The sequence below is a fragment of the Oleiphilus sp. HI0043 genome, assembly GCF_001634935.1.
Genome location: NZ_LWEY01001622.1, coordinates 44,213 through 63,096, shown reverse-complemented (window position 1 = coordinate 63,096; position 18,884 = coordinate 44,213). Strand labels below are relative to the sequence as shown.

18 protein-coding genes are annotated in these 18,884 nt (G+C 44.6%); 17 read left to right on the top strand and 1 reads right to left on the bottom strand.

The genetic code is table 11. The features are described from left to right. The 16 genes from flhB to A3729_RS24615 all read left to right on the top strand — a co-directional run. Positions 1–808 (top strand): flagellar type III secretion system protein FlhB (gene flhB / locus A3729_RS24690; RefSeq protein WP_082882169.1); only part of this gene is annotated, 808 nt, incomplete at its 5' end. A gap of 122 nt (positions 809–930) precedes the next feature. Continuing rightward, positions 931–3,108: a flagellar biosynthesis protein FlhA gene (gene flhA, locus A3729_RS24685; protein WP_068511918.1), complete on the top strand. Its 2,178-nt coding sequence runs from the start codon at positions 931–933 to the stop codon at positions 3,106–3,108. A gap of 77 nt (positions 3,109–3,185) precedes the next feature. Further along, positions 3,186–4,550, top strand: coding sequence for a flagellar biosynthesis protein FlhF (gene flhF / locus A3729_RS24680; protein ID WP_068511921.1), 1,365 nt, complete (start codon positions 3,186–3,188; stop codon positions 4,548–4,550). A 181-nt stretch (positions 4,551–4,731) separates the two neighbouring features. Further along, positions 4,732–5,553: a MinD/ParA family protein gene (locus tag A3729_RS24675; RefSeq protein ID WP_068511924.1), complete on the top strand. Its 822-nt coding sequence runs from the start codon at positions 4,732–4,734 to the stop codon at positions 5,551–5,553. Positions 5,554–5,582: 29 nt separating this feature from the next. Beyond that, entirely contained in the window at positions 5,583–6,293 is a 711-nt protein-coding gene (locus tag A3729_RS24670; protein ID WP_068511927.1) for an RNA polymerase sigma factor FliA, read from the top strand. Between the two features lie 245 nt (positions 6,294–6,538). Next, positions 6,539–6,925, top strand: coding sequence for a chemotaxis response regulator CheY (gene cheY, locus A3729_RS24665; protein WP_068511934.1), 387 nt, complete (start codon positions 6,539–6,541; stop codon positions 6,923–6,925). Positions 6,926–6,938: 13 nt separating this feature from the next. After that, complete coding sequence (locus A3729_RS24660; protein ID WP_068511930.1) at positions 6,939–7,721, top strand: protein phosphatase CheZ; 783 nt, start codon at positions 6,939–6,941, stop codon at positions 7,719–7,721. Positions 7,722–7,734: 13 nt separating this feature from the next. Next, positions 7,735–9,978, top strand: coding sequence for a chemotaxis protein CheA (locus A3729_RS24655; RefSeq protein ID WP_068511932.1), 2,244 nt, complete (start codon positions 7,735–7,737; stop codon positions 9,976–9,978). A 75-nt stretch (positions 9,979–10,053) separates the two neighbouring features. Beyond that, positions 10,054–11,229 carry a chemotaxis response regulator protein-glutamate methylesterase gene (locus tag A3729_RS24650; RefSeq protein WP_068513746.1) on the top strand — a complete coding sequence of 392 codons (1,176 nt, stop codon included), beginning with the start codon at positions 10,054–10,056 and terminating at the stop codon, positions 11,227–11,229. After that, entirely contained in the window at positions 11,229–11,969 is a 741-nt protein-coding gene (locus A3729_RS24645; protein WP_068513742.1) for a flagellar motor protein, read from the top strand. Before A3729_RS24650 ends, A3729_RS24645 begins: the two co-directional genes overlap by 1 nt. A 19-nt stretch (positions 11,970–11,988) precedes the next feature. Next, positions 11,989–12,786: a flagellar motor protein MotD gene (gene motD, locus A3729_RS24640; RefSeq protein ID WP_068513739.1), complete on the top strand. Its 798-nt coding sequence runs from the start codon at positions 11,989–11,991 to the stop codon at positions 12,784–12,786. A 255-nt stretch (positions 12,787–13,041) separates the two neighbouring features. Continuing rightward, entirely contained in the window at positions 13,042–13,824 is a 783-nt protein-coding gene (locus A3729_RS24635) for a ParA family protein (protein ID WP_068513736.1), read from the top strand. Between the two features lie 48 nt (positions 13,825–13,872). Further along, entirely contained in the window at positions 13,873–14,517 is a 645-nt protein-coding gene (locus tag A3729_RS24630; RefSeq protein WP_068513734.1) for a hypothetical protein, read from the top strand. Continuing rightward, a complete protein-coding gene (locus A3729_RS31110; RefSeq protein WP_082880325.1) occupies positions 14,514–15,794 on the top strand; it encodes a CheW domain-containing protein in 1,281 nt (426 codons plus the stop codon). Before A3729_RS24630 ends, A3729_RS31110 begins: the two co-directional genes overlap by 4 nt. A 144-nt stretch (positions 15,795–15,938) precedes the next feature. Then, positions 15,939–16,427: a chemotaxis protein CheW gene (locus A3729_RS24620; RefSeq protein ID WP_068506790.1), complete on the top strand. Its 489-nt coding sequence runs from the start codon at positions 15,939–15,941 to the stop codon at positions 16,425–16,427. Between the two features lie 59 nt (positions 16,428–16,486). Then, positions 16,487–16,900: a DUF2802 domain-containing protein gene (locus A3729_RS24615; RefSeq protein WP_068513732.1), complete on the top strand. Its 414-nt coding sequence runs from the start codon at positions 16,487–16,489 to the stop codon at positions 16,898–16,900. Between the two features lie 81 nt (positions 16,901–16,981). On the opposite strand, the gene A3729_RS24610 is transcribed toward A3729_RS24615, so the two are convergent. Continuing rightward, positions 16,982–17,419, bottom strand: coding sequence for a hypothetical protein (locus A3729_RS24610; RefSeq protein ID WP_068513731.1), 438 nt, complete (start codon positions 17,417–17,419; stop codon positions 16,982–16,984). Between the two features lie 191 nt (positions 17,420–17,610). Here A3729_RS24610 and sbcD point away from each other — a divergent pair, with 191 nt between their 5' ends. Further along, entirely contained in the window at positions 17,611–18,882 is a 1,272-nt protein-coding gene (sbcD, locus tag A3729_RS24605; protein WP_068513726.1) for an exonuclease subunit SbcD, read from the top strand. Positions 18,883–18,884 lie beyond the last annotated feature (2 nt).

The window sequence follows — 18,884 nt, the reverse complement described above, 5'->3', positions numbered from 1 at the left end:
TGCTTTGGGTGGTTGGCTTTTCTCAACTAAAGCTCTGGCGCCTAAGTTTAGCCGAATGGACCCAATTAAAGGCTTGGCGAAGATGTTTTCCCTCAAGTCCTTAGTGGAGCTCATAAAGGCGATTGCAAAGGTGTCATTGGTTGTCGCAGTTGCAGTTTTGATTATTCACTCGCAATTGCCAACGCTTATCGGGCTTGCCGATCAAAATGTAATTTCAGCAATGGAAACAGCTTCCAAAATACTGGGGTGGGGTTTTTTCTATTTAGCATGTACGATGATCGTGATCGCTATGATTGATGTACCTTTTCAGATATTTGATCATACAAAAAATCTGAAGATGACGAAGCAGGAAGTGAAAGACGAATTCAAGGACACGGAAGGTAAGCCAGAGGTTAAACGGAAGATTCGCCAATTGCAGATGGAAATGGCGCAGCGTCGAATGATGCAAGATGTTCCTCAGGCTGACGTGGTGATTACCAACCCAACTCACTTTTCAGTCGCGCTACGATATAAACCTGAAGAAGATGCCGCGCCAATTTTGCTTGCGAAAGGGCATGATCAAGTCGCCTTGAAGATTAGAGAAATTGCCAACGAACATGATGTCGAAATTGTTGAGGCTCCACCGCTTGCGCGTTCGGTCTACCATCATGCCGAGATTGGTCAGGAAATTCCGAGTGGTTTGTATATGGCGGTTGCACAAGTGCTGGCATACGTATTTCAGCTTAAGCAGTTTAGGCGTCGCGTTATTACAAAACCTCCGAAACCGGACTTCCCCATACCGGATGATCTTAAATATGATGGCTCTTGATTAAGGGGCTGGCATTGCCTAATTACCGTAAACTGTAGAAGTCGGCGTGAATCTTGCTGATACCTTACTGATATTTGTTTTTCGTCAAATTAGTGACGATATCAGTCTTGGTAGTGATATTTATGCAGCAAGCCGCAATGCTTCAACAATTCAAGGTTCTTACTCAGGGTAATCTCGCCATCCCGGTGCTATTGATTGCAATCCTGGGGATGATGACCCTTCCTGTTCCTCCTTTCCTGCTTGATTTGTTGTTTACCTTCAATATTGCTTTGGCGCTTGTTGTCTTGCTTGTTTGTGTCTACTCCCTGCGGCCCGTTGAGTTCGCGATATTCCCAACCGTTTTGTTAGTTGCCACGCTTTTACGTTTGGCGCTAAATGTCGCTTCAACTCGTGTTGTTCTCTTGGAGGGGCACGAAGGTGGCGATGCTGCAGGTAAGGTGATTGAGGCCTTCGGTGAGGTTGTCATTGGAGGCAATTACGCTGTCGGTTTGGTTGTCTTTGCTATTTTGATGATTATTAACTTTGTTGTTGTAACAAAGGGTGCTGGCAGGGTCTCGGAGGTTAGTGCGCGCTTTACGCTCGATGCGATGCCGGGTAAACAGATGGCGATTGATGCTGATCTTAATGCTGGCATTATCGAACAGGAAGAAGCCAAGTCACGTCGTGAAGAAATTGCAACGGAGGCTGACTTTTATGGTTCTATGGATGGTGCCAGTAAGTTTGTTCGTGGTGATGCCATTGCGGGTTTGTTGATTTTAGCGATCAATATCATAGGCGGTCTCTCTATTGGCATGGTGCAGCATGATCTAGAATTCTCTGATGCAATGGAAAAGTATTCGCTACTGACTATTGGTGATGGCTTGGTTGCACAGATTCCTTCGCTACTACTTTCTACCGCCGCAGCAATTATGGTGACACGTGTTAGTAGTATGCAGGACATGTCGTCACAAGTTCTTGATCAGATGTTTCTATCCCCAAAGGCTTTATATGTGGCCTCAGGCATTCTTATCGCAATGGGTCTGGTACCGGGCATGCCTCATTTGGCATTCTTGGGTTTGGGTGGCGGTTTAGCATTTTTTGCTTGGTATGGTCAAAACAAGAGATCGAAAGGTGAAGAGGTTGAAGCAAGCGCTCCGGGTGCTCGCAGGTCAGGTGCTCAGCCTAATATGTCTGGCGGTGCTAATGTAACGCCTGATAATCAAGGTCAAATATCGGCTGATGGACAGCCTAAAGAAGAGTACAAAGAGCTTGGCTGGGATGATGTTTTGTCGGTCGATATTATAGGCCTGGAAGTTGGTTATCGCATAATTCCTCTTGTTGATAAAAATCAGGGGGGGGCATTGCTTGGTAGGATAAAAGGGGTGCGTAAAAAGCTGTCGCAAGAGTTAGGTTTCTTAATGCCTTCAGTTCATATTCGCGACAATCTTGACCTTATGCCAAATGTTTACCGAATCACCTTGATGGGCGTAACGATTGCTGAAGCAGAAATTCACCCAGAGAGAGAGCTAGCTATTAACCCGGGTCAGGTCTTTGGGAAAATTGACGGGGTTGAGGGTAGAGACCCTGCTTTTGGGCTTGATGCAATCTGGGTTGAGAGTTCTCAAAAGGATCATGCGCAAACGCTAGGTTATACCGTTGTCGATGCGAGTACTGTGGTGGCGACACACTTGAATCAAGTGCTTCAGAAGCATGCTAGTGAGTTATTGGGGCATGAGGAGGTACAGCAATGGTTGGATCAGTTGGCGAAGGTGTCACCTAAGCTATCAGAAGAGCTGGTTCCAAATACATTAACAGTCAGTCTGTTATTAAAAGTTCTTCAGAGTCTATTGATCGAGGACGTACCTATTAGAGATATGCGTTCGATCGCTGAAGCGCTGGTTAATGTAACTCCAAAGTCAGCTGATTCCACCCTGCTAACAGAAGCATGTCGACAGGGTATGAAAAGATTGATTGTCCAAAATATTTGTGGAAATGATGATGAAATCCCCGTTATTACCTTAGAGCCCGACTTGGAACAGTTATTGCTAAAGTCTGTGCAGCAGTCACAAAAAACTGGCGCGGGTGATGATATGGGAATGATACTTGAGCCCCGAATAGTTGAAACACTTCAGCGATCGCTCGGTGAAGCAGCTCAACGCCAGGAAATGCTCGGAAAGCCTGCAATCCTTTTGGTATCAGGGCCTTTGAGACCAGTGCTTGCTAAGTTTGTAAGGTTTGGGAGTGACCCGATTAATGTCCTTTCTTACCAGGAAGTGCCAAACAATAAACAAATAACAATCGTCGCGAACGTAGGTCAATAAATTGACGTCGTGTCGGTAGAACTCGCTCCAAGGTTCAATTGAAGTGATGAGTAGTAAACATAATCAGGTGATTCCTTATGGAAGTTAGACGCTTTTTTTCAGCGACCATGCAAGAAGTTTTAAAAATGGTTCGAGAAGAACTTGGCCCCGATGCGGTTATCTTATCCAACTCAAAAGTTGACGGTGGTGTCGAAATTGTTGCTGCGCTCGACTATGAGGAAGATGTCTCACCTGAAACCATCGAAAGTCAATTGATAGAGCGTGGCGAGCCTAGCCCTTCCCAACTTGCTCGTATGCATGCAGAAAAACACCTGAAACTGCAAAAAGAGCTAGATAGTGCGCGTAGAAAGATAGAAGAGGTTAAGGCTAAGCGTAAAGAGCGGCCTGATGCTCTTGCGCAAGAGAACGATTCAGAGGCAGTGTCTGAACCAGAGGCAAGCTCTTCGGCAATGGAGCGCAAGGCTGCGTCACATGATGCTAAACAAAATGGTACTCCGTGGGGCGAATTATCGGATATGCGTGCAGAGATATTAGAGATTAAAAAACTAATGTCCGGGCAGGCTTACAAGCAAGTGCAGAATGAAAAAGAACGTGAGCAATCGGCTACGCTCAGCAAAATCGAACGTAAACTCGAATCCCTTTGTATTGCCGGGGATCTTAAAAAACGGCTAATGGCAATGGTTGATTTAGGTATGGACTACAGTCAGGCATGGTCTCGTGTTTCACAGGGTGTTTCAGCTTTAATATCGGCTCCTGAAGATGACCTGATCGAGCAGGGTGGCGTCATTGCATTGGTTGGGCCTACAGGTAGTGGTAAGACCATGACAATAGGTAAAATGGCTGCTCAGTTTGTTATTCGACATGGTGCTGATGATATAGCCTTGGTGACAACTGACAGATACCGCATAGCTGCGCACGAGCAACTAAAGGTGTTTGGCAGAATACTCAATGTGCCTGTCCATGTTGTTGATGAGCGTCATAGTCTGGATACCATACTTGATGGCTTGCGTCACAAAAAACTTGTCTTGGTTGATACTGCTGGCCTAATGCATACCGACGCGTGCTGGTCTGAGCAGCTGCAGGAATTAAAGCTGTCGGGTCATGATATTCAGTCACACCTTGTTGTATCGTCTGTAGGGCAGTATCAGGTGATGTGTTCAAATTACCATCACTACAAAATGGTAGGCTTGTCAGGCGCCATTATTACTAAGGTTGATGAAGCTGTTAGCCTGGGTGAGGTGATGAGCTTTCTTATCGATACGCGTCTCAAAGCCAGTTATTTTACTGACGGTCAGCGAGTTCCTGAGGATATTCATGTGTTTAGGCAAAAAGAAATCCTCTCGAGAGCTGAATCTTTATTGAATAGTTCGGAGCGATGGGTAACAATCAGCGCCCAAGAGCATGAAGGTGGTTTAGATCAAATATTCTCTCATTCTGCGTAAACTTAATCATATCTGCTAAACTCTTATTAGCGTTGATTAAAATATAGAGCTGAATGTAGCAAGATTATGCAGCATACACTGAAAATACGGTCAATGTTTCAGTATCACGAAGATCTCAATATGGTTGAATAAACTGAAGTGCGAAAAATAATTAGATGTATAAAAGGGGATTTTCACCAGTATGGCGAATTCTAATCCGGTTCAGGTAATCGCGGTAACTGGCGGTAAAGGTGGTGTGGGCAAAAGTAATGTGTCTATTAACCTTTCGATTATGCTCGCTGAGATGGGGCGTCGTGTCGTACTTTTAGATGCCGATTTAGGTTTGGCTAATGTTGATGTTTTGTTAGGTATCACCTCTAAAAGCAATATAGCGGATGTGATAAGTGGCGAATGTTCTCTGCGTGACGTTTTGGTTGATGGGCCCAAAGGAATAAAAGTAGTACCAGCTTCATCTGGTACGCAAAAAATGGTTTCTTTGAATCCAATGGAACATGCCGGTTTAATTAATGCCTTTAGTGAAATTTCTGAAGATCTCGATGTCCTGATTATTGATACCGCAGCAGGTATATCCGATGGTGTTGTTTCGTTTCTTAGGGCTGCGCAAGAAGTTATTGTTGTCGTATGTGATGAGCCTACATCGATTACCGATTCATATGCGCTAATTAAATTGTTAAATCGCGATTACGATATGTACCGTTTTCGTGTACTGGCGAATATGGTTAAAACGCAGGAAGAGGGGCGCCACCTCTATTCCAAGCTTGCTCACGTTACTGAGAGATTTCTCGATGTTGCTCTGCAGTATGTTGGGTCAATCCCTTTCGATGAGTCGGTGAAAAAAGCAGTGCAGCGTCAACGGGCTGTTTCTGATGTGTATCCTCGTGCAAAAGCATCGTTGGCATATAAGACGCTTGCCCAAAAAGCGGATAGCTGGCCACTGCCTTCTTCTCCAAAAGGTCATTTGGAGTTCTTTGTTGAGCGCCTGGTTCAGGCTACCTCAAACTAGAACGTGTTTAGTTCCGGTGTCATAGGCTGATGTATACAGACGCTCAAGTAAAACGTGCCGATGATTTGATTCGGTCTCATGCGCCTTTAGTCAAAAAAATTGCGCATCATTTGATATCTCGTCTACCGTCTAGCGTTCAGGTCGATGATTTAATTCAGGCTGGTATGATCGGGTTATTAGAGGCTTCCAGGAAGTATGAAGCTTCTAAAGGTGCGTCCTTTGAAACTTATGCGGGCATTAGAATTCGTGGTTCGATGATGGATGAGGTGCGCCGGGGAGACTGGGTGCCAAGGTCTGTTCATCGGAATGCAAGAAAGATAAGTGAAGCGATCAAGGCTATTGAAGATAGAGAGGGTCGTGATGCGCAGGATGACGAGGTTGCCTCAGAGTTAGGTATGACGCTTGAGGAATACTTTGCTTGCTTGAAAGACAGCGCTAGTGGCAAGTTATTTAGCTTTGAAGAGCTAAGTGAGTCAGGTGACGTTTCTAGTGAAGAGTATTTGTCCGAGAATGACACGCCCGCGACGGATGTTCAGAATGATGCCTTTCGTCGAGCTTTGGCCAAAGAGATTGATGTTCTCCCTGAGCGTGAAAAAATGGTTTTGTCTTTATATTATGAAGAAGAGTTGAATCTTAAAGAAATTGGTTTGGTGCTCTCTGTTAGTGAGTCTCGAGTAAGTCAAATACATTCTCAAGCAGCGATGCGTTTGAAAGCTAGAATGAGTGATTGGCGTACCTGATTGCAGTTTGTCTTAGCCTGATCGAACTATTTGCTTAGACCTCTTTTCTCAAAGTTTGTCCCCCATGTAAGGGGAAAATAAAGCGAATAAAATTAATAAATTGGCTTGATTTTATATAGTTGTTAAGAAATGTGCCGATAAGTGAAACAAATATCAAAAAAAACTGGCTAGCCTAAGAACACCGACTAGACTTGTTTTTAGGTATTAAAATGTAATTTCGGGTATCGACATGAGTGGAGGTCGACTTGAATAAAGATATGAAAATTCTCGTAGTAGATGATTTTTCTACAATGAGACGAATTATTAAGAACCTATTGCGTGACCTAGGGTTTACTAATACTGATGAAGCTGACGATGGTAGTACTGCCTTACCAATGCTTCAAACAGGTAAGTATGACTTTCTGGTGACTGACTGGAATATGCCTGGGATGACTGGTATTGAGTTGCTTCAGCATGTTCGTTCTGACGATAACCTCAAAAGTCTTCCTGTGCTAATGGTAACGGCTGAGGCTAAACGAGATCAGATAGTTGCTGCCGCGCAAGCAGGTGTGAACGGTTATGTCGTTAAGCCATTTACCGCAGCTGTTTTAAAAGAGAAGATTGAGAAAATCTTCGAACGTATCGATTCCTAAGGCTGAGCGATTCATGACTGACGCAAAGCTAATAAATAGCGAACCTCTAAGCGGTTTTGAGCAGACTTTGAAGGCTCAGGCTAATGAGTTGAAGGAGCGAATTGACAAAGGAGACTTGTCGGGGGCGTTAGGTATTATTTCTGAGTTAAATGAGACTCGGGATAAAACTCTGTACCAAGAAGTCGGTCGCTTAACTCGGTCGCTACACGAGTCAATTCGGAACTTTCACATCGATGCTTCCAGTGAGACGGCTAAAGATGACCTGTCTACTATAGAGGATGCGTCCGACCGACTCGCGTATGTGGTTGATATGACCAATAAGGCTGCAAACAAGACCTTGGATCTTGTCGAAGAAACCATGCCTTATGCTTCAGGAATCAGCCAGGAAGCGAAAAAACTCAAGATGGATTGGTCTCGCTTACAGCGTAAGGAAATGAAACCTGATGAGTTTAGAACGCTGACAGCCACAATGGGAACTTTCCTTGGAAAGTTGTGTGAGGATTCAGATAAAGTAAATGATAATCTCACGCAAATACTGTTAGCGCAGTCTTTCCAAGACTTAACTGGTCAAGTGATTCAACGAGTCACCGGATTGGTTAAAGATGTTGAAGAGAATCTTGTTAATTTGGTCAGAATGGCCGGTAAGGTTGACCAGATTACAGGAACAGTCCACGAAGTAGAAAAACAAGAAACAGGCATTGAGGGTGAAGGTCCACAACTCCATGCAGAGCAACGCGAAGACGTTGTTTCTGGCCAGGATGATGTGGATGATTTGCTGTCCAGTCTAGGATTTTAAAGGGGCGTAGAAGATGGGGTTTGAAGCGGATGATGAGATACTTCAGGACTTTCTTGTAGAGTCTGGAGAGATACTCGAGCTTCTTTCAGAGCAACTGGTTGATCTAGAGCAAAATCCAGACGATAAAGATTTGCTAAACGCAATTTTTAGAGGGTTTCACACTGTAAAGGGTGGAGCAGGCTTTTTACAGTTGGATGCACTGGTCAAGTGTTGTCATATTGCAGAAAACGTGTTCGATATTCTGCGAAATGGTAAGCGAAGTCTTGATGCTGACTTAATGGATGTCGTTTTACGTGCGTTAGACTCTGTAAACGAAATGTTCAGTGAAGTCAGAGATGGCCAAGATCCAACCCCAGCTGACCCACAGCTTTTAAGTGAGTTAGAACGTTTTGCGAAACCTGCTGATGCTGCGCCTGCTGCTGAACCTGCAGCTGTTGAACCAACACCGGAGCCGGTTGCTGCAGAAGCCTCTGCTGAAGAGGCTGATATTACTGATGATGAGTTTGAACAGCTCTTGGATGCATTAGATGATGATGCGGGTAAAGGGAGTGCACCAGCGGCATCCGAACAAGAATCTGACGAAATTACCGATGACGAATTCGAAAACTTGTTAGATGAGCTACACGGTTCCGGTGCTCCTGTTGGTGTCAGCGAAAGTGCTGGTGCCTCAGCTTCACCAGACAGCTCCTCGGCGGATTTGTTTTTTGAAGAACCGGCTGCGGGTGGCGACACGAACAGCTCGCCAGAGTCGGGTGATATAAGCGAAGAAGAATTTGAAAAACTATTGGATGACTTGCATGGTGAAGGTCAGTTCAATAGCGAAGGTATTGCTGCAGGTGATGCCACGTCTGAAGCGTCAGCTACTCCTGCTGGCGGTGATGGAGAGTTGATTACCGATAATGAGTTCGAAAAGCTACTGGATGAACTTCATGGAGCAGGCGGGTCGCCAACGACCAAGGCTGCTGCCAGTTCTGCGCCGGCTCCAGAGCCCACACCAAAGCCAGCGCCTGCACCGGCCCCAGCCTCAGCAGCTGCAGCTAAGCCAAAGCCGGCTGCAAAACCAGCTGCTAAAGCGGCATCGAAGAAGAATGAAACCATAGCGACAGAAACAACAGTTCGTGTTGATACAAAGCGCCTAGACGATATCATGAATATGGTGGGTGAATTGGTGCTTGTGCGTAACCGACTAAAACGTCTTGGCGATGCAAGCAGTGACGAGTCCATGCAGAAGGCTGTGTCCAACTTAGATGTCGTGACAGGTGATCTTCAGTCAGCGGTTATGCAAACTCGAATGCAGCCGATTAAGAAGGTCTTTGGACGTTTTCCCAGGGTTGTGCGAGATTTGGCTCGGAACCTTAAGAAAGAGGTTAACCTGGTTCTGGTTGGTGAAGATACTGACCTTGATAAGAACCTTGTTGAAGCGCTATCTGACCCCTTGGTTCACCTTGTACGAAACGCTGTAGACCACGGCATTGAAATGCCTGATGACCGTGTGACGAAAGGTAAGGAACGTATAGGGCAGGTGGTTCTGTCAGCACAGCAGGAAGGTGATCATATCATGCTAGCCATTGAAGATGATGGCGCAGGTATGGATGCTGAGGTTCTACGTCAAAAAGCTGTTGAAAAAGGCATTTACGACCAAGACGCTGCTGATCGCTTAAGCGATAGCGAATGTTATAACCTTATTTTTGCACCTGGCTTTTCGACTAAGCAGGAAATATCCGATATTTCCGGCCGTGGTGTGGGAATGGATGTTGTTAAGACAAAAATTACCCAGTTAAACGGTACGGTAAATATTGATTCTGAGTTAGGTAAAGGCTCGCGACTTTCAATTAAAGTACCCTTAACTTTGGCGATCATGCCTACCTTGATGGTTAAGCTTGGAAATCAGTCCTTTGCTTTTCCTCTGGTTAGTGTGGTTGAAATTTTCCACCTTGATTTGACCAAGACAAATGTTGTTGATGGACAGGAGTGTGTTGTTGTTCGTGATAATGTTTATCCCTTGTTTTACATCAAACGCTGGTTAGTGAATTCATACACTGAAGATACTGATTCTGCTCATGTGGTGATTGTCGCTGTGGGTAGTAAGCGCGTAGGCTTTATTGTGGATCAGTTGGTTGGCCAAGAAGAAGTCGTGATTAAACCACTTGGTGACATGCTACATGGCACAGCAGGCATGGCCGGCGCAACGATTACGGGTGATGGTCGTATCGCCTTGATACTAGATATTCCAAGTCTATTAGACCGCTACGCATAGGCTAAAAATCAGGATGCGCTGTCGCTATAGTACACGCTGCAATCTTTATCGCTACGGGGGCGCTTGTTAGATTCGATGAGTGTCACTGTATTAGTTGTAGATGATTCTGGCTTTTTTCGGAAACGGGTTTGTGAAATTCTAAGCTTGGTTTCTGAAATCAAGATCGTTGGTACTGCGTCAAACGGGCGTGAAGCAATTGAGCTCGTAAAGAAATTGTCCCCTGATGTGGTCACCATGGATTACGAGATGCCTGTTATGGATGGCGTTACAGCTATTCGCCATATCATGCAAGAATGTCCTACATCTATTCTAATGTTCTCATCTCTTACCTACGAAGGTGCTCGTGTAACGCTAGATGCGCTAGAAGCTGGAGCGGTCGATTTTTTACCAAAGAATTTTGAAGATATCGCTCGCGATGCAGGGAAAATGCAAGAGGTTCTGAAGAAAAGAATCCTGGCTATTGCAAAAAAGAGTGGAACTTCTCAAAGTGGCTCGGTTAGCAGCGCTAGCTCACTAAACCCCGAGGCTTCATCCAGTATACAAGCAAGTGAGAGTTCAAGTGTTTTAAAGCGTAGAGCAGTGAGCGGACGCCCAAGCACTACAAATAAAAGTGTGCCGTCACGCCCGGAAGTACAGAGTACTAATCGTGGTCAACGCGCCACGCACAGAGCCAAGAAGTTATCTCACCCGGTAGACCTTCTAGTCATCGGCGCTTCAACGGGTGGGCCGGTTGCCTTACAAAAAGTACTGTCAAAGCTACCGGCTAATCTGCCGGTTCCTGTACTGATTGTTCAGCACATGCCTGAGACCTTTACCCCTGCATTTGCAGAGCGCCTAAACAATTTATGTCAACTTACCGTTAAGCATGGAGTAGATGGGCAAACATTGCAGGCAGGAACAGCAATTTTAGCACCTGGAGCTAAGCAAATGATTGTCTCGGGTAAAGGTCGGTCTATCTCAATTTTGGAAGGTGATGCTAGGTTGACCTACAAACCTTCCGTCGACGTGACTTTCGGTTCAGCTTCGAAAGCGTTCCCCGGAAGAGTTTTGGGAATTGTTCTGACTGGTATGGGGGCCGATGGTAGAGAAGGTTGCCGCTTGCTTAAACAGTCTGGCTCCACGGTTTATACTCAGAACGAAAAAAGCTGCGTAATTTATGGAATGCCGATGGCAGTTGACAAGGCTGGTTACTCTGACGGCTCTTTTGATATTGACGCCATAGCAGATCACGTGATTGAAGGAGTGATGTAATGGATTTGCTGAGTATCTTAGGTGTTATCCTTGGCTTTGGTGCCATTTTAGGTGGTAACTACCTAGAGGGTGGCCATATTGATTCATTATTTAATGGCCCCGCTGCCTTAATAGTTATAGGCGGTACGTTTGCTGCGATATTGTTACAAACTCCTTTTCAGACATTAAAGCGAGGCATTGTCATGTTGCGCTGGGTGTTTATACCGCCTTATGTGTCGATTGATGACGGGATTGAAAAGGTTATTTCCTGGAGTATGCGAGCAAGAAAAGAGGGCTTGCTTGGGCTAGAGTCTTCAGTCGAGAAAGAAGATGAGCCTTTTGCTGGTAAAGGTCTTCAGCTGCTCGTTGATGGTGCTGAGCCTGAAGTGATTAGAAATGTACTTGAGTTGGATCTTATTTCTAAAGAGCGTCATGACCTTAGTTCAGCAAAGATCTATGACGGGATGGGGGGGTATTCTCCTACCATTGGTATCATTGGCGCAGTAATGGGTCTGATACATGTTATGAGTAACCTTGCTGACCCATCCTCTCTTGGCGCTGGTATCGCGACTGCCTTTGTAGCGACAATTTATGGCGTTGCATTTGCCAACCTGCTGTTTTTCCCAGTCGGTAGTAAGCTAAAGTCTGTGATTCAACGGCAATCCCAGTATAGAGAAATGCTTATCGAAGGCTTGGTGGCAATCTCAGAGGGAGAGAACCCTCGTTCAATCGAGCTAAAGCTACGCGGCTTTATCACTTAACTATCACTTGAGCTAAGCTATGCGCAGGCAATTAGAAGAAGAGCATGATAATCATGAGCGTTGGTTAGTATCATACGCTGACTTTATCACTTTGCTGTTTGCTTTCTTCGTTGTGATGTATTCAATTTCTTCGGTAAATGAAGGTAAATATAAAGTCCTTTCTGAGAGTTTGGAAGGGGTCTTTAACGCTCCCGCGAAAACCATAAAGCCAATTCAGGTTGGAGATATAAGTCCTCGCTCTACCTCTCCGGATTCACGTGAAATTTTTATCCAACCAATGATCGGTGAGTCATCACCACCCCCTGATCAACGAAAGAAAAAGAAGGAACCTAGCAAAGAAGACCTCCAACTCGAAATGATAGCAGGGGAGTTTGAAGATAACTTTGAAGACTTGATATTCGAGGAAAAGGTAAGCGTTCAGAAGAAAGACGATTGGATCGAGATCTCGTTGGATGATACGGTTGTTTTTCAAAGCGGCGGTGTGGAGCCTGTTGATGATGCTTTGCCAATTATTGAAAAAATTGCAGGTATTATGAACCAGCACGATAACGCTATGCTGGTAGAGGGGCATACTGATAATGTTCCTATTCGAAGCCCTGTATTCCCATCTAATTGGGAGCTCTCTGCAGCGCGAGCAGCCACAGTTGTTAGATACCTCGCACTGGAGGGGGTGTCGCCTTCTCGCATGGGCGCGATGGGTTACGGAGAGTTTCAACCTGCTGCTAGGAATGATACGGCAGCTGGAAAAAGCAAAAACCGCCGCGTTGTTCTATTAATTTCCAAAAGTCAGGATATTCGTCAGGGCTTAATGAAGTAAGTCTCGTAGCTCATTCATTTATAAAGAAATATTTTCTAAGTATTTACCTTTCAATACTGTGCCGATGGCACGATTTGTGCTCTGTACACTATTAAGATTATTAGTGACGTAAATTCGGCAACTTTATGCCATTTCCGTTGTTCATTTGTTCAAGCGATACAGAATTAGCAAGTATCCCTAGCAGGATATTCTAGCCAGCTAGGCTAAATGGTATGCTTGAGCAAAGCTAAAATATAATTTTTCAGAGGTGACGCGGTGAGAATCTGGGGTATTGCCAATCAGAAAGGCGGGGTCGGTAAAACGACTAGTGTAGTAACGCTAGGCGGGTTGTTGGCACAAGAAGGCAAAAGAGTGTTGGTTATGGATCTTGATCCGCATGGGTCTTTAACCAGTTATTTTGGTTACGACCCGGATACGATTGAGCAAAGTGCGTTCGACTTGTTTATGCATCAGGGTAAGGTTCCTGATGGTCTTCCTGAACAACTGATTACTGACACTTCTTGCCCGGGTCTGGATTTAATGCCTGCTTCAACGGCTTTAGCGACGCTTGAACGTAGAATGGTTGGCGTTGAAGGTATGGGGCTGATCATTTCGAAAACGCTGGCAATGTTGTGGGATCAATATGACTACGTCTTGATCGATAATTCGCCTTCATTGGGTGTACTAATGATCAACTCTCTTGCTGCGAGCCAGCAGCTCATCGTACCTTGTCAAACAGAGTTTCTTGCGATTAAAGGCTTGGAAAGAATGATGCATACTTTGGGTATGGTTATTCGGTCTCAGAAAAGCAATTTAAGACATCTTATTCTGCCTACCATGTTTGATCGTCGAACACAGGCTTCAACACAAAGCTTGCGTACCATCAAATCGACGTGGGGAGATGATGTCTGGAAGTATGCCGTTCCCGTTGATACGAAGTTCCGAGATGCAAGTATGAAAGGTCTGGTACCATCTATTTACGACGCTGATACTCACGGAGTGAGAGCTTATAAGAAGCTACTGCAGACGCTTAAAGAGCTGACAAGCAATAATGCCTAAGGCTTTATCAGGCTTTAAACTCATACGAGAGATTAATTACACTATCAAATGACTCAGGATAACACTGACAGCAGGACGCCTCACTCTAGCACGGAAGATTTGCTAAATGATTACCTGAGCGATATGTTTGGTAGCGACCCTGTGCCTGTTAGTAAGCCTAATGATAGCTCATGTTCTTCGGCAGAGCATACATCCGAAAACTATCTGAATGAGTCATCTGCTCAAATTTCTGAAAGCGCACACGTCAGTGAGCAAGAAAATATAAGTGCCGATTGTGAGTTTGCTGAAGAAGCCAATCTTACAAATGAAGGTCGGCAAAATCAGGGCGGATCTGTCACTTCACGTAAGCCAAGTCATGTTGATTCGGTAACTAGTGTTACCAGGGTGGCATCAGAGCCACAATGCGCTCAGCCAGTTCTTGGGATTTTGGGTGGTTCCACTGTTAAAACGACTGAAGCTATTTCGCCTGACCTATCTCTTATTCCGACAATTAAAATGGTAAGAGAAGACGATGATCAAAGTTTTCGGTCTCAGTGTGAGGCCCAGATAGTATTATTAACATTTCTCTATTACTTAAGAAAACCGCTTTCACCGCGAGTTCGGCAATGCTTCTTAGACTACTCTGAGCAAGCTATAGATGATTACTACGCTGCTTTTTGGTTAGCGGAGCAGTCTGTAGAGAGTGTGCGATGAGCTCTGAAGATATCGATAAGAAGCACTCTATTCATGGAGGGCGTGAATTCGATCAGGACGAGAATGTCAGCTCATCTGATGCTATGGATGAATACTTCTTTGATATGCTTGGCTCAGTTGCCGATCAGCAACCTTTAAAAGACTTAGATACAATACACAAAAACAAGCTTAGTGACGCGGAATTACACTCTCTAGACTCCGTGAATGTAATGCATACAAGGTCTAAAGAGCCACTTGAAGGCAGAGTAGGATCCAAGTTAAAGCCTAAGGTTATTGCAAAAGCAAATTTTGCAAAAGTGAAGCCGGCTAAGCCTCAATTTGCTGAGCCTGAAAGATCAAAAATTTCACCTCTGATTATACCTGCTGCATTTCCAAAGCTTGCGCCGGTTAAAACCAAGCCGAGTGTTAAAGAGTTATCTGAGCAGAACCTTAAAGTAAAGCAAAAGCTTGAAGTTAAGACCGAGCAAAAGACTGAACAAAAGCTTCAGACTAAGCTAGATAGAAAGACGGCCTTAGCGATTCTGGAGAAGAAAAAGTCAAAGTTGAGCGCGGCTCAGCTTTCCCGCTTGGAAGCGAAGCTTGGTCTTAAAGCCGAGCCCGAGCTTAAAACAAAGGTTAAGCAAGAAGTACTTGTTGAAACTGTCGACAAGCCAAAGGTATCCGTTTCTGCACCTGCACCCCTGAGTGATACCAAGGTAGACGCTAAAGTTCAGGCTAGGGAGGCTGTGACTACTGAAGTTTCTGAAATTGAAAAGATACATGAAAAAAGAACAGCTTTGGTTACGCCTGGTGAGCCTGGACAAGTTGGGCCGCCTTCATGGGCTCAAGATCGCTTCGAGTGTTTGATCTTTTCTGTAGCGGGTTTAAAGCTTGCGGTGCCTTTAGTTTCTCTCGGTGCAATCTATAAAATTGAAAAGGAGCTCACGCCAATTGTCGGCCGGGCAGATTATTTTATGGGCTTGTATAGACATTTGGATAGAAATGTCAGAGTAGTCGATACAGCTCAATGGGTCATGCCGGACCGTTGGAGCGAGGATGCTCGGGCCGGATATCAGTTCATTATTAGACTGGGTGGAAATAATTGGGGCTTAGCTTGCGACTCAGTTCACGAATCCATTCAGCTTGAACCTGATATGGTTAAATGGCGCAGTGAGCGTACGAGTCGAGCGTGGTTATCTGGTACGGTGATAGGGCATATGTGTGCTTTACTCGACGCAGACGTAATGAGCTTGATGCTAGAAGAGAAAGCTTCTGGCAATGGAAGCTCAATTTCTTGATAATTGTGTCACTATTTTCTGGCATAGATTGTGCGATGCTCTATATTTAGAAGATGATCTGTTAAGTTTTTGACGTGAGAGAGTAAAGCTTTGAAAACTTGGCGCGAATTATTGTCTTTTAGGAAATAGGTAAGGGGTCAACTAATGACATCAAACACTGGGCACAGTAGCCATGCTGCTGAAGATCCGATTCTGCAAAACGTCACTTTTCGCTTAGCAGACGAGACGTATGGTATTAACGTAATGCAGATTCAGGAAGTATTACGTTATACTGAAATTGCCCCCGTGCCAGGCGCACCTAACTATGTGTTGGGTATTATCAATCTGCGCGGTAATGTAGTAACGGTTATCGATACACGGGCTCGATTTGGTTTACCTAGTGCCGATGTAACTGACCATTCTCGTATCGTTGTTCTTGAAATTGATGGGCAGGTTATTGGTATTCTGGTCGACTCGGTTGCAGAGGTTGTTTATATTAAACACTCTGAAATGGAAACTGCGCCGAATGTCGGCAACGAAGAAAGTGCAAGATTTATACAGGGCGTTTGTAATAAGAACGGCGAACTGATTATCTTGGTTGAATTTGAGAAGATGCTATCTGAAGAAGAATGGTCTGAAATGGGCTCGTTCTAAACTCGATAGCCAATTTGTTTTTGGCCCTCAATGCTAATTGAGGGCTATGAGGAGTAGGCATGTCAATTTCTGTAGAGTTTGTTCCATTGGTTTCAGCGATACTCGTATGTTTGCTTGCGGTGTACGCTTTGGTAATCAAGCGTAGCATTACCTTATCAGAAAGGAGCACTGCTGATCTGGTCGATGAGCTATCAAAAGAAGTTCAGGGAATTAGCCATGGCTCAATGGGTGTTGGGCGTAAGGTTATTGCTCTGGAAAAGCGTGTCGAAGAGCTTGAAGCCATAATAGACGAAATGCAGAAAAATGACCCGACTAAAGTTTCTTACTCCGAAGCGTCACGTTTGGTGGAGTTGGGAGCGGGGATCGATGACCTAATGAATAGTTGTGGCATCTCTCGTCCAGAAGCAGAGCTTGTTAGTGCTCTCACCGAAAGTAAGCAAGATACTATTCCTACCCTTACTCCCACTAAGTAGCTTTAAGCCAGCCAATACTTAAATCAGTGTTCACATCGAGAGCATAGCTTGGGTGTGAACTAGTTATACATCATCAAATGCTTAAGCAACTGCAGAATATTCATTCATAGCTCTTATCGGCTGCACTACTTTACTCTTTTCTTTGTATAGTGAATGTTCAATATAGGCGTCAATTTCACACTCAGCTTCGGCATCTAAGGCGCCAAAGCGTAACTCAAGTTGAAAGGTATCTTTAGATAAGCGTCTAATACAGATTACATCTGCATTAATTTGAAGAAAGCTTTCTAATTTAAATGCGACTTCAACTTTAACCGGACACTTAGGTGATACCGAAGGTGTATTGGGTAGTAAGCGATGCAAGGTTTCTTGGTCACAGTTTAGGCATATGCCGTCACGAGAAATGGTTTTAATCGTTGCTCTCTCATGTACCCCTTGGCCTGATAAAACAGATGCTTCACTTGTTTTATAGCTTTGTGCATCGAGTGCAATCGGTGTGTGATAGATGAGTTGTCTTTTCATAATCTGTCTCAATAAGTCCTGCTAATTCATTGCTACTATTAAACTTATCTTTTACAAGAAAATTAACAAGGTGATCTTTGTATCACTTTGAAAGCTTATGCAACCATGTGAACCAAGTCCGCAATAAAATGCCTTTACTTCACAAAAATAAGGGGTAAATTAGTCTTCAAATTGAAAATCGGGTCAACATCTTGAAAATAATTCACTCCTCCGACTGGCATCTTGGTCAGTATTTCATGGGTAAAAGTCGCCAAAAAGAACATCAGGGTTTCCTTAATTGGCTGGTTGAGCAGGTTCTTGAGCATGAGGTTGACGCCGTTATTGTTGCCGGCGATATATTTGATACCGGGGCTCCACCTAGCTATGCTCGCGAACTTTATCACAAGTTTGTGATTGACTTTAGTGAAGCGACAAACAAGGCTGTGCCTCTCGTTATTGTTGCCGGAAATCATGATTCTGTCGCCATGCTTGAAGAAACCTCTGACTTGCTTGCACACTTCAACACGCATGTAATTTCTTCTGCAAACGAGAATACCTACGAGCAACAGCTATTGCCCGTGACAGGCGCTGCTGGAGAAATAAAGGGAATTATATGTGCCGTTCCATTTCTAAGAGCTAGAGACCTGGTTGGTAGTCACTCCGGTTCGACAGGGAAAGAAAAGCAACGAGATGTACAAGATGCGATAAAGCAGCACTATCAGGTGCTTTATAGTAAGGCACTGGGTTTAAGAGATGTTAATGATTCAAAGATCCCGATTATTATGACAGGGCACTTAACAGTCGTCGGCGCGCGCACAAGTGAATCGGTTAGGGATATTTATATCGGCACCTTGGAGGCGTTTTCAGCATCATCATTTCCCTCGGCAGATTACATTGCCCTGGGACATATCCATAAACAGCAGCAAATTAAGGGCAATGGCAATATCTACTATAGTGGTTCGCCAATTCCGCTTAGCTTTGACGAGCTAAACCAGAAAAAGTCAGTGCAAGTGGTAGAGTTTGATGAGGCTGGTGTGACGGTGGATGCCATAGATGTACCGGTTTTTCAGCAGCTGTACAAAATAAAAGGAAACCTCGAGGAGATTAGCACTAAACTTTCAGAGTTGAAGGGCGGTCGTGATGGCAGTGCTTATTGTTCAGAAAGCAATGGTGACCTTAGTGAGACTATTTGGCTTGAGGTAGAAGTTGAAGAACAGGATTATCTTGAAGACCTTCAGAAACGCATCGAAGAGTTAGTGGTCGATAGCAATATCGAAGTGCTTTGTTTGAAGCGCAGCAGAAATCGAAAAGGGTTAAGCCTGGTCGCCGAAAGTAGCGAACGTTTACAGGAGCTTAAAGCAAGCGAAGTCTTTGAAAAACGGCTGTCATTAGAGCCAGATGGAATCGATGATGCACTAAAAAGCCGTCTGCAACAGATGTTTAAAGAGGCGCTGCTACAAGCTGAGCAAGGAGACAAGCTCTAGAG

Bases quoted from the DNA above. Each gene is read 5' to 3' on its own strand.
- A3729_RS24670 (WP_068511927.1), top strand. From the start codon at position 5,583: ATGTATACAGACGCTCAAGTAAAACGTGCCGATGATTTGATTCGGTCT.
- A3729_RS24620 (WP_068506790.1), top strand. From the start codon at position 15,939: ATGACATCAAACACTGGGCACAGTAGCCATGCTGCTGAAGATCCGATT.
- A3729_RS24615 (WP_068513732.1), top strand. From the start codon at position 16,487: ATGTCAATTTCTGTAGAGTTTGTTCCATTGGTTTCAGCGATACTCGTA.
- flhF (WP_068511921.1), top strand. From the start codon at position 3,186: ATGGAAGTTAGACGCTTTTTTTCAGCGACCATGCAAGAAGTTTTAAAA.
- A3729_RS31110 (WP_082880325.1), top strand. From the start codon at position 14,514: ATGAGCTCTGAAGATATCGATAAGAAGCACTCTATTCATGGAGGGCGT.
- A3729_RS24660 (WP_068511930.1), top strand. From the start codon at position 6,939: ATGACTGACGCAAAGCTAATAAATAGCGAACCTCTAAGCGGTTTTGAG.
- A3729_RS24645 (WP_068513742.1), top strand. From the start codon at position 11,229: ATGGATTTGCTGAGTATCTTAGGTGTTATCCTTGGCTTTGGTGCCATT.
- A3729_RS24650 (WP_068513746.1), top strand. From the start codon at position 10,054: ATGAGTGTCACTGTATTAGTTGTAGATGATTCTGGCTTTTTTCGGAAA.
- A3729_RS24655 (WP_068511932.1), top strand. From the start codon at position 7,735: ATGGGGTTTGAAGCGGATGATGAGATACTTCAGGACTTTCTTGTAGAG.
- motD (WP_068513739.1), top strand. From the start codon at position 11,989: ATGCGCAGGCAATTAGAAGAAGAGCATGATAATCATGAGCGTTGGTTA.
- A3729_RS24675 (WP_068511924.1), top strand. From the start codon at position 4,732: ATGGCGAATTCTAATCCGGTTCAGGTAATCGCGGTAACTGGCGGTAAA.
- flhA (WP_068511918.1), top strand. From the start codon at position 931: ATGCAGCAAGCCGCAATGCTTCAACAATTCAAGGTTCTTACTCAGGGT.
- A3729_RS24610 (WP_068513731.1), bottom strand. From the start codon at position 17,419: ATGAAAAGACAACTCATCTATCACACACCGATTGCACTCGATGCACAA.
- A3729_RS24630 (WP_068513734.1), top strand. From the start codon at position 13,873: ATGACTCAGGATAACACTGACAGCAGGACGCCTCACTCTAGCACGGAA.